Origin of the sequence: Martinezella lusitana (assembly GCF_014207095.1) — a bacterium.
GTDB lineage: Bacteria > Pseudomonadota > Alphaproteobacteria > Rhizobiales > Rhizobiaceae > Rhizobium > Rhizobium lusitanum_B.
Genome location: NZ_JACHBG010000037.1, coordinates 23,860 through 35,092, shown reverse-complemented (window position 1 = coordinate 35,092; position 11,233 = coordinate 23,860). Strand labels below are relative to the sequence as shown.

General features: G+C 60.7%; 10 protein-coding genes. All 10 read right to left on the bottom strand.

The genetic code is table 11. The features are described 5' to 3' along the window. Positions 1 to 108: 108 nt before the first annotated feature. Entirely contained in the window at positions 109 to 1,554 is a 1,446-nt protein-coding gene (locus GGD46_RS32375) for a Glu/Leu/Phe/Val family dehydrogenase (RefSeq protein ID WP_037136561.1), read from the bottom strand. Between the two features lie 44 nt (positions 1,555 to 1,598). After that, complete coding sequence (locus tag GGD46_RS32370; RefSeq protein ID WP_004128902.1) at positions 1,599 to 2,096, bottom strand: UPF0262 family protein; 498 nt, start codon at positions 2,094 to 2,096, stop codon at positions 1,599 to 1,601. A gap of 12 nt (positions 2,097 to 2,108) precedes the next feature. Continuing rightward, on the bottom strand, positions 2,109 to 3,242 hold the full coding sequence (locus GGD46_RS32365) for an acetyl-CoA C-acetyltransferase (RefSeq protein ID WP_004128900.1): 1,134 nt from the start codon (positions 3,240 to 3,242) through the stop codon (positions 2,109 to 2,111). Positions 3,243 to 3,312: 70 nt separating this feature from the next. Then, positions 3,313 to 3,942 (bottom strand): 3-oxoacid CoA-transferase subunit B, encoded by a 630-nt coding sequence (locus GGD46_RS32360; protein WP_004128898.1) that lies wholly within the window; start codon positions 3,940 to 3,942, stop codon positions 3,313 to 3,315. A 16-nt stretch (positions 3,943 to 3,958) separates the two neighbouring features. Beyond that, positions 3,959 to 4,657 (bottom strand): CoA transferase subunit A, encoded by a 699-nt coding sequence (locus GGD46_RS32355; protein WP_004128896.1) that lies wholly within the window; start codon positions 4,655 to 4,657, stop codon positions 3,959 to 3,961. Between the two features lie 104 nt (positions 4,658 to 4,761). Next, positions 4,762 to 6,171 carry an aldehyde dehydrogenase family protein gene (locus GGD46_RS32350; RefSeq protein ID WP_004128894.1) on the bottom strand — a complete coding sequence of 470 codons (1,410 nt, stop codon included), beginning with the start codon at positions 6,169 to 6,171 and terminating at the stop codon, positions 4,762 to 4,764. Between the two features lie 138 nt (positions 6,172 to 6,309). Next, positions 6,310 to 7,713 (bottom strand): aspartate aminotransferase family protein, encoded by a 1,404-nt coding sequence (locus GGD46_RS32345; RefSeq protein WP_004128893.1) that lies wholly within the window; start codon positions 7,711 to 7,713, stop codon positions 6,310 to 6,312. Between the two features lie 410 nt (positions 7,714 to 8,123). Continuing rightward, positions 8,124 to 9,179 carry a C45 family autoproteolytic acyltransferase/hydolase gene (locus GGD46_RS32340; RefSeq protein ID WP_004128892.1) on the bottom strand — a complete coding sequence of 352 codons (1,056 nt, stop codon included), beginning with the start codon at positions 9,177 to 9,179 and terminating at the stop codon, positions 8,124 to 8,126. Positions 9,180 to 9,297: 118 nt separating this feature from the next. Further along, positions 9,298 to 10,479: a M24 family metallopeptidase gene (locus tag GGD46_RS32335; RefSeq protein ID WP_004128891.1), complete on the bottom strand. Its 1,182-nt coding sequence runs from the start codon at positions 10,477 to 10,479 to the stop codon at positions 9,298 to 9,300. Positions 10,480 to 10,509: 30 nt separating this feature from the next. Continuing rightward, a complete protein-coding gene (locus tag GGD46_RS32330; protein WP_004128890.1) occupies positions 10,510 to 11,226 on the bottom strand; it encodes a hypothetical protein in 717 nt (238 codons plus the stop codon). Between the last annotated feature and the right edge of the window lie 7 nt (positions 11,227 to 11,233).

Genomic DNA, 11,233 nt, shown 5'->3' with positions numbered 1-11,233 from the left:
TGACCGTCGCACTCAGTCGCAACCTCCAGCGATGTCCATGCTGCTCCCGGATGAAGGATCGATAAAATCCACAAATTTGTGACGCAGTAAGACTAGGCAGGCAATTGATCAGATTCCTATCGCTTCATAAGCATCGGCGATCTGCCGGATCGACGCGACATAGGCGGCGGTCCGGTAGTCACCGAGTTCCGGTTGCTGTTCGATGAGGTCGGCGATCCGTGTCCAGGTGCTGCGCATGACGTCTTCGAGGCCGGACCGGACGAGGTCGATCTCGGCGCCGCCTTCGAGGAATTCATCGCGGATATCGGCGGGGAATTCCTTGCCGGTCATGCGTTCCAGCGCCATTGCGATGGTCTGGTTGCGCCGCTCGCGCCGGCGCCGTTCCATCAGACCGAAGGGAATATGCGTCAGGTTCTTTACCCACTCGAAGTAGCTGACGACGACACCGCCGGCATTGACGTAAAGATCGGGAAGAACGGTGATCCCTCGGGTGCGAAGCACCTTGTCAGCCTCGAAGGTGATCGGGCCGTTGGCCGCCTCGACGACCAAATTTGCCTTGATGCGGTCTGCATTGCCCGCATGGATGGCATTCTCCATGGCCGCCGGAATGAGGACGTCGCATGGCTGCGCAATGCCCGTCATATCGCCGGCAAACGAGGTGGCGTCTTCGAAGCCGAGAATGCTGCCGGTCTTGATATGATGCTGCTTCAGCGCCTCGATCGCAAGACCATCGGCGTTGGCGACATAGCCGTCGCGTTCGGCAACAATCGTCACCCGGGCACCGTCTTCTTCAGAGACGAACTTTGCCGCATGGTAGCCGACATTGCCGAAGCCCTGGACGATGATTGCAGCACCCTTCAGATCGCGCTTGCCGTTCAGGCCGGCAGTGCGCGGATCGCGGAGATAGCTCTGGATGGCGAACTGCACGCCTCGGCCGGTTGCCTCGGTGCGGCCGGCAATACCGCCCTTCGACAGCGGCTTGCCGGTGACGCAGGCGCGCGCGTTGATGACATCGGTCGGATTGGCGCGGCGGAACTCGTCCATCATCCAGGCCATTTCCCGCTCGCCGGTGCCGATGTCGGGTGCCGGGACGTTGACGCCGGGGCCGATCAGGCCGCGCTTGTTGAGTTCCTGGGTGAAGCGGCGGGTGATGCGCTCGAGCTCCTGCGGCGTCCATTCGCGCGGATCGATCTTTAGCGCGCCCTTCGAGCCGCCGAACGGCACATCGACCAGCGAGCATTTGAGCGTCATCAGCGCTGCCAGGGCCTCGACCTCTTCAGCATCGGCATTCGACGCATAGCGAATGCCGCCCTTCACCGGCTCGCAGTGCTCGCTATGGACCGAGCGCCAGCCGATAAAGCTGTACATGCGACCCCGCAGGCGGACGCCGAACCGAACCGTGTAGGTCGAGTTGCACTGCATGATCCGCTCCGACAGGCCTTCCGGCAGGTCGAGGAATGTCATGGCATGACGGAAGTTTTGGTCAACGCTATCCAGGAAGCCTGCGGAGCTGGTTTCTCCGGCTTGCACGTTGCGTTGTGGTATTGCGTTCACTGGGGTGTTCCTCCTTGGTGGGAAAGTTTCGGGCCGAAGCTGTGTCAGCTCAGCAGAACTCGACGGTCGGCATTGCGCACGAGCAGGGCGTAGATCAGTGTGAACAGCCGGCGGGCGGTGTCGTTGTCGATGTTCACTTTCGCTGACAGCCGGCTTTTCAGCAGTTCGGCTGCCTCGTTATGGACGCCGCGCCGGCCCATATCGATCGCCTCAAGCCGTTCAGGGCCTGGGTGGCGGATGGCGTCGTAGTAGCTCTCACAGATGCGGGTGTAGTCTTTCAGCAATCGGCGGAACGGCGTCAGCGACAGGTAGTGACTGACGACATGCTCGCCATGGGCATCGGCGACATGTAACGCGAGGCGCCCGTCGGCCGCCGCAATCGTGAGGCGGTATGGCCCGCCATCGTGACCGACCGGAATGAAGGTGTTGGATTCCAAGAGGTCGATAACCGCGAGCGCTTGCTCCCGCTCAATTCTCGCGTCCCGGCCAGCGAACGACCGGTCGAGCGATACGTCGCAGAGACGGTACTCGGCGGAGGCCATGGCCCTGCCTCCTCACATCGCTTCCACGCACATGGCGACACCCATGCCGCCGCCGATGCAGAGCGTTGCCAGACGTTTCCTGGCGCCGCGGCGCTTCATTTCGAAGAGCAGCGTGTTGAGCACGCGGGCGCCGGAGGCACCGATCGGATGGCCGATGGCGATGGCGCCACCATTGACATTGACGATGCCAGGATCCCAGCCGAGGTCCTTGTTGACCGCGCAGGCCTGCGCCGCGAAAGCCTCGTTGGCCTCGACCAGCTCGACATCGCCGATCGCCCAGCCGGCTCTGGCCAGCGCCTTGCGCGAAGCCGGGATAGGGCCGGTGCCCATGACCTGCGGGTCGACGCCGGCCGTTGCCCAGGAGACGATGCGCGCAAGCGGCTGGATGCCGCGCTTGGAAGCCTGCGCTTCGCTCATCAGCAGGGTGGCGGCGGCGCCGTCATTGAGGCCGGAGGCGTTGCCGGCGGTGACCGTGCCTTCCTTGTCGAAGGCCGGACGCAGCTTGGTCATCTGGTCGAGCGTTGCGCCGTGGCGGATATATTCGTCCTGGTCGACGGTGACGTCGCCCTTGCGGCCATTGACGATGAAGGGAATGATCTCGTCGGCGAAACGCCCAGCCTTCTGTGCGGCCTCGGCCTGGTTCTGCGAGGCGAGTGCGAACGCATCCTGCTCCTCGCGGCTGAGCTGCCACTGACGGGCGACGTTCTCGGCGGTGATGCCCATATGATAACCGTAGAAGGCGTCGGTCAGGCCGTCCTTGATCATCGTGTCGATCATCTTGAAGTCGCCCATCTTCATGCCGCCAGCGACGATGATATCCGCATCACCGGTTGCAATCTGCTGCATGCCGAGCGCGACGGCGCGAAGGCCCGAGCCACAGAGCTGGTTCATGCCCCAGGCGGTCTTTTCCTGTGGGACACCCGCCTTCATCGCTGCCTGGCGCGCCGGATTCTGGCCCTCGCCAGCCTGCAGCACCTGGCCGAGGATCACCTCGTCGACTTCACCCGCTTCGACGCCCGCGCGCTCAAGTACGCCCTTGATGACGGCAGCACCGAGCTCATGCGCCGGCGTGTTGCCGAAGGCGCCGTTGAAGGATCCGACCGCGGTGCGGCCAGCACTGGCGATGACGATCGATGGGATGCTCATGGTGGTCTCCTCTATGGTCCTCGCGAAGCCGGCACAGGCCGGCTCCAGCTACTCGGCAAAAGGCTCAGGCCTAGTTGACGATGGTCGCCTCGGTGGCGCTGCGGATCTCGCCGTCGGTGACGCCCTCGGCAAGCTCGACCAGCTTCAGTCCGCCATCGACGACGTCGAGCACACCGAGATTGGTGATGATCCGATCGACGACGCTTTGTCCGGTCAGCGGCAGGGTGCAGGCCTTCAGCACCTTGGATTCGCCTGATTTGTTGGTGTGGTCCATGACGACCACCACCCGCTTCACACCAGCAACCAGATCCATCGCGCCACCCATGCCCTTGACGAGCTTGCCGGGGATCATCCAGTTGGCGAGGTCACCGTTCTCGGCTACCTCCATCGCGCCCAGGATCGCCATCGCGATCTTGCCGCCGCGGATCATCGCGAAGCTCTGCGCTGAATCGAAGAAGGCGGAATGCGGCAGTGCCGTCACCGTCTGCTTGCCGGCATTGATCAGATCGGCATCGATCTCACCCTCGGACGGAAAGGGACCGATGCCGAGCAGGCCATTCTCCGACTGCAGCGTCACGTGGACGCCGTCAGGGATGTAGTTGGCGACCAGCGTCGGGATGCCGATGCCGAGATTGACGTAGGTGCCGTCTTGAAGTTCGCGTGCAGCGCGCGCCGCCATCTGGTTTCTGTCCCAGGCCATGTGTTTCTCCCCAGCCTCAAGCCGCCGCGCGCGTGGTGCGCTGTTCGATGCGTTTCCCGTGCTGACCCTGGATCAGGCGATGCACGTAGATCCCCGGCACATGGATGTGATCGGGATCCAGGCTGCCGACCGGGACGATTTCCTCGACTTCAGCGACACAGATCTTGCCGCATGTGGCGGCCGGCGGATTGAAGTTGCGGGCCGTCTTGCGGAAGACGAGATTGCCCGAGGTATCCGCCTTCCAGGCCTTGACGATCGACAGGTCGGCGACGATTCCAGTCTCGAGAACGAAGACCTCTCCATCAAAGACCTTGAGTTCTTTTCCTTTCGCGACGACGGTGCCGACGCCGGTCTTGGTGTAGAAGCCGGCAATGCCGGCGCCGCCGGCGCGCATGCGCTCGGCAAGTGTTCCCTGGGGGTTGAACTCGAGCTCGAGTTCACCGCTCAGATATTGCCGCATGAACTCGGCGTTCTCACCGACATAGGACGAGATCATCTTCCGGATCTGCCTGGTCGTCAGCAGCACGCCAAGGCCGAAGTCGTCAACACCGCAATTGTTCGACGCGATTGTCAGGTCCTTGGTGCCAGCTTTGCGGATCGCATCGATCAACAGCTCCGGAATGCCGCAAAGGCCAAAGCCACCCGCCGCGATGAACATGCCGTCGAACAGCAAGCCCTCAAGTGCTGACGTCGGATTGTCGAAGATTTTGTTCATTCTCCCCCCATCAGGTTCGGCTGTTGCGGCGCCGAGGCGCCGCCTGGATTCATTCACTTGGGTTCGAAAGTCCGGCAGCGGTATCAAACGGCTGCTAGGTCCCTTTACCCACGGTTGATACAAACGACCTTTGGCTGGGTCATCTCTTCATAGGCGAAGCGCACGCCTTCCCGGCCCATGCTGCCGTATTTGGAGCCGCCGAATGGCATGGCATCGAAGCGGTAGTCTGAGGAGTCGTTGATCATCACGCCGCCAGCTTCGATCCTGGCTGCGGCGTCAAGTGCGACATTGAGGTTGCTGGTGAAGATGCCGGCGTGCAGGCTGTATTCGGGTTCATTGGCCAGCTCGACCGCTTCATCGAGCGTCTCGAACGGTGCAAGCATGACCACGGGCGCAAACACTTCTTCGTGCCACAGGCGGCAGGTCACCGGCGTACCTTCCAGCACCGTCGGGTGATAGAGCGACCCTTCGCGTTTGTGGCCGCAGAGCAACTTCGCGCCGGCGGCGATGGCGTCGTTGACGGCTGCTTCGGTGCGTTGGGCGACCTCCTTGGAGATCATCGGACCGACATCTGTGTCCTCCTTCAGCGGATCGCCGGCCTTGAGTTTGTTCGTCGCCGCCACGAAAGCATCGCGGAAGCGCTCATAAAGCTCGGCCTGGACAAGAACACGCTGGGCGCCGATGCAATTCTGACCGGCTGCCCAGAAGGCGCCGGAGACGCATCCTTCAACCGCCTTGTCGAAGTCGCAGTCGTTCATGACGATGACCGGCGCATTGCCGCCAAGCTCCATCGCGAGTTTCTTAAGGCCCGCCTTGCGGCTGATCGCTTCTCCGGTAGCGAAGCCGCCGGTAAACGACACCATGCGAACCTCACGCGCGGAGACGAGAGCCGAGACGATCTCGCGATCGCCGTGAACGACGGTGATGATCTCGGGTGGCAAGCCCGCTTCCACCAAGGCTTCGACAAGCTTGATCGAGGAGAACGGCGTCAGGTTTGACGGTTTCAGCAGAACCGCATTGCCGCCGGCAATCGCCGGACCGAGCTTGTGCGCGACCAGGTTCAGCGGATCGTTGTAAGGTGTAATGGCGGTGATGATCCCGAGCGGCTCGCGGGTGAACCAGCCCTGACGCTGTTCCGAGCCGACATAGGCATCGAACGGTACGATCTCACCGGCATTGCGCTTTGCCTCCTCGGCAGAGAGCTTTAACGTATTGACGCAACGAAGCACTTCCTTGCGCGCCTGGACGATCGTCTTGCCGGCTTCGCGCACGATGGTTTCGGCAAATGCTTCACGGGGGCTCTCGATGATCCGCGCAGCTCCTTCGAGGATGCGCGCGCGCTCATGTCTCGGCAGCCTGGCTGAAAGCTCTGCGCCGCGACGGGCGCGGGCCAGAAGTTCGTTAATTTCGCTCGCATCCGTGGCGTCAATCGTCCCGAGGACAGACCCGTCATAAGGGCTGTAAACAGTGATCGGCGCCAGACTGGTGGTGATATGAAGTTTGGCAACGGTCATAGGCCGGCTTCCTCTTGCGTGATGATGCGCCACCTGCGCGGCGGCTGAGTTGGTCGGTCAGGGCAAGGAGAGGTCCCTGCCCTGTTCTCGTTTCCATGACTGCATTGGTTGCGGTAGGAGCGACCGACCGCTTGGCGGTCAGATTTTCTGACCGTTCAGAACCAGGTCATCGATGACGCAGCGTACTGCCTTTTCCGCGATCGAGACGATCTCGTCGATCTCCGCCTTGGTGGTGACGAGCGGCGGCGCGAAGCCGAGGATGTCGCCATGCGGCATGGCGCGGGCGATGAGGCCCCGGTCTCGAGCAGCCTTGGAGACGCGGGCACCGACCTTCAGCGACGGATCAAACCTGGTCTTGTTCTCACGGTCGGCAACGAATTCAATCGCGCCCATCAGGCCAACACCACGCACTTCACCGACGATCGGCAGCTGCGCGAACTTCTCCTTGAGCTGGGCCTGGAAATAGGCACCGACTTCGCGGGCATTGCCGGGCAGGTCTTCCTTTTCGACGATGTCGAGCACCGCGTTTGCGGCGGCCGCACCGATCGGGTGCCCGGAATAGGTATAGCCATGCGAGAAGGCGCCGACCTTGTCAGCTCCCTCTTCCATGACCTTGTAGACCTTCTCGCCCACGATCGAAGCCGATAGCGGAAAGTAGGCCGAGGTCAGGCCCTTGGCGACCGTGATCAGGTCGGGTTCGATGCCGTAGTGCTGCGAACCGAACATCGAGCCGGTGCGGCCGAAGCCGGTGATCACCTCGTCGGCGATCAGCAGCACGTCGTGCTTCTTCAGCACCGCCTGGATTGCTTCCCAATAGCCTTCCGGCGGTGGCGTGATGCCACCGGTGCCAAGCACCGGCTCGGCGATGAAAGCGCCGACATTGTCCGGTCCAAGCGTCTCGATCATCTCGTCGAGCTCGGCGGCGCGACGGGCCGAGAATTCGCGTTCGGTCTCGCCGGGGTTGGCGCCCCAATAGTGATGCGGAACACCGGCGTGATCGATCTGCGGGAGCGGCAGATCCATATGGTCGTGATAGAAGCTCATGCCGGTCATCGAGCCGGAGACGACGCTACAGCCATGATAGCCGCGTTCACGCGAAATGATCTTCTTCTTCGTCGGCTTGCCACGCAGATTGTTGTAGTACCAGACGAGCTTGGCCTGGGTCTCGTTGGCGTCCGAACCGGACATGCCGTAGAACACCTTGCTCATCTTGCCGGGCGCCATCTTGACGAGGCGGTCGGAGAGGATAGCCAACTCATCGGTCGTGTGCGCGGCATAGGAATGATAATAGGCCAGGCGATAGGCCTGACGAGAGATCGCCTCGGCAACCTCGGTGCGGCCATAGCCGACATTGACGCAGTAGAGACCGGCAAAACCGTCGATCAGCTGGTTGCCGTGCGCATCCTGGATGCGGATTCCCTTGCCGGTCTCCACGATCGTCGGTTCGCCGAGCTTGCCGGTCGCAAAGTCCTTCAACTGGGTGAAGGGATGCAGGACCGAGTTACGATCTTTCTCAGCGATGTCTTTGATGTTGATGGTCATTTTAACCCCTTCGGTCGCCGCTTTTCAGCTGCGCGCTTTTCTTCCTGTGAACCTGGGCCTGATCAAGTGCGAGCAGCAAAACCTCGACTTGAGGACAGCTTTCGCTTGCCCGACCCGCTCAGATGATATTGCCTGTAGGTGCTAGCTTCATCGCACCATTTCGCTCCGGGGTGACGCCGGGTTCCTGCAATCTTCCTCGCTTTTTGCAGGAATTCGCTATCGGTGGAGGCTTTGCTGATTTGACCCGTGCGGTCGGCTCATTGGGTTGGATCGACCGCGGAGACATAGGTTGAAGAACAAAGCGAGGATCGAGGGTGCTTGAGGACCGGCCCACCTCAGGTGAGATTGGAATGTCAGGCCACACTCTCCACCCATCGCAAGCGTCCGCGCAGCCTCAAAACATCACCAGCCTACTTGACTAGCACCGTTCCTCCCAGGACATCGCACTCGTTGGGGGCAGCATGGACGCTCCAATCAACCCGGTCAGCGGATAGCGCGAACACGCCCATCGCCAGAGTTTGCGACCCATCGATTGTTCCGTTCTTGTAGATCGGCACCGTCTCATCGAATAGAGCGACTTCTGCGTCTTCAGCGAGCCTTTGTCCGGCAGTAACCCGGTCCACTGCCGCCTGACGATCGCGGGAAGAGGCGCTGATGGTCTGCTCCAACTGGGCGAATTCTTCGAAGATCAAATGGTTCGCATGGCCTTGGGGGGTGACGGCCTCCCGAATGGCGCAGCCTGAAGCGGGAGCCTCGATTGAGACGAGCCGGCGCGTTTTCGTCTCGCCGAGATTATGATGGAATCCGCTGGCACGGTCCTTGCGCTTGAGGATTTCTACCGCATCGCATAACGACCTTGAGTCGAGGATCGCGCGGCAGATGATGTGTCGGGGTACTCCAGGCTGAAGATCATGCGCGGTGATGTTATTTATCGTCTGCACGAGCCCCATCTCATTGAAGCCAAACGTGTGGCCGGGCAGCATGCCAGGGTACATGAAGCTGGCCCAGGCTGGTCCCTCGTCCGGCTCGACTTCAACCCAAAAGCAGGCGCCGAGGAGCGCTTGGTCACCGTCCTCGTTATGGGCAATTATTGCGGGGCGGTCGTCCTGCGCCGGCAGCAGGAGTGTCGTGCATCCATTGGCAGCAACCGACCCTGTTGCCGGGGAGACATCCTCGGGAAGCCGAAGGTCTCCGCGGCAATTCCAGAGGAAGATCGAATCGAAATCTTGACCGGCGCCTTCGGCGATGCCCTCGATTTCGCGCACAAAGCGGGGATAGGTTGCGCGCGCCGCAGCTTCGAGAGCCTTCAAATATGCAGATCGGCGCCACCGGGTATCCAACGCCCGATATTCTTCAGTGTGCAAGACGCGCTCTCGGAAAGCAGAAGCGCTTGCTCGTCCGAGTGTCACGCCGATCGAGAAGGCATCGCCCTTGGCACGGACGCGCGAAATGGGATTTTTGGACATGCGACTTTCCTCATCGTTTCTTTCGCACTTGAGGTGTCCAATTCAAGGAAGCCACGCCTCCTTGTGGCAAGGCGTCACCGGGCGCATTGTGGATCACGATTTCGCCCGGGGATTGGACTCACTCGATAACGAGCAACTTGCGGGGGACATTGGACAGGAATTCGACTTCGCCCTCCGTGATCAAGAAACTTTCGGTAATTTCGATACCCCAGTCGTCGTACCAAAGCCCGGACATGAAATGAAATGTCATGCCTGGGCGCAGCTCGGTCTTATCACCGTCGCGGAAGCTGGCGGAGTTCTCGCCCCACGCCGGCGGGTATCCCATGCCAATGGAGTAGCCGGCGCGGCTTGCCTTCTTCAGACCGTATTTCGCAAGGGCATTTCCGTAGGCCAGAGCGATATCTTCGCAGTAATTTCCCACCACAGCCTTCTCAAGGCCGGCGCTCATGCCTTCCAAAACGGCCTTCTCAGCATCCAGCATTTGCTGGCTCGGCTTACCGAGATAGTACGACCGAGAGAGCGGGCAGTGGTACCGTTTGTGTACACCAGCAAGTTCAAAGAAGATGCTTTCGTTCGCGCGAATGGGCTTATCAGTCCACGTCAGATGAGGAGCTGAGGCATCGGCACCGGCGCCAAGGTTGGGTACGGCTGACGGATAGTCTCCCCAGTAGTCGCCCACACCACGGGTGCCAACATAGGAAATTTCAGCGATTATGTCCGACTGTTTTACTTCCGGCCGCAGCACCTCTGTGATGCGCTCATACATCGCTTCGACAATCTTGCCGGCGCCGCGCATATATTCGATTTCACGAGGGGATTTGACGATGCGTTCCCAGTTGATCATGCGCATGGCGTTTTTGAAGCGCGCGTTGGGAAGTGCGGCTGTAAGGGCTTCGAAACCGGCCGGTGAGAAATAGTAGCTGTCCTTCTCCAGACCGATTATGGCTGAACCGTGCCCCTCATCCGTGAGGAACTGGCCAAGAACGGTCATGGGGTGCAAGGTGTCTGACTGAACGTAGTGGTCCTCGTACCACCTGATCCGATCCTCGCCGATATATGCCGTGCGACGGCATCCATTGGCATCCTGACCACGGCCGAACCAGAGGGGATCCTTGTCCTTTGACACAACAACACATTGTGGCACGTAGAACGAGTTGCCCTCGTAACCGGTAAGCCAGCCCATGTTAGCGGGATCGGTAACGACCAGTACGTCTATGCCAGCTCGCTCCATGGCGCTGCGCGCCTTCTCGAGGCGTGTTCTGTATTCAGAAAGTTCGAACCGTAGTTTCTCGTCAGACATTTCAGTTCCTTTAGATTTGGATGCGCTAAGTCAGACGCGGGCGGTCACAGTCGCAAGCGTCAGTTTGCAGAGGTCGGTAATGTCGTAGATGGGCAGTCCTGTCTTCAGCCGAAGGGCATTTGCAACGACAGGGAAGCCAGTGCACTCGAAGAGTATCATCGCAATCTCGGGGTGGTCGGAGCGCAGTTGATCGATACGGGCACCGACCTCCTGCTGGATCTGATCCAGCGCTGTCCGCACGAACGGCCGCGCCACGGCATTGCGCACGTATACACCACCTTCGATGCCTCCGACGACCACGCGCTTCCGATCCGCCGGGTGCTGGATGCCCAACAGGTCTTCGGTGCAATGTCGCGAATCCGCTGTTAATACCGCGAGCTTTTTCGCGGGCGATAGCTGACGTAACAAAGTCGGAATGAGTAGAAGGCTTGAGGTTATGACGGGTACATTGACTGCTGCAGAGATTGCAGACTGGTGGCGGATAAGGAAGCCGCAGTCAGCGGCAACAACGTTGGCACCTCGATCGACCAATCGCTGTGCAGCCGCAATGCAGGCGTGTTCCAGCGAAGCATCACCTCGAATGACAACCTCTGCAAAGGCGCCTTCCACCATTTCCGTGATCACAGGCCCGCCAAACGTTGCCGGGTGCAATAGGGATCCTTCGCGCGGGCTAAGAAGCGGACTGTCTGGTGACACGCCTTCATCCAGCTCAAGTAGTCCAAGAACAGTGCTGCTTTGCGAAGTCATGATGAAG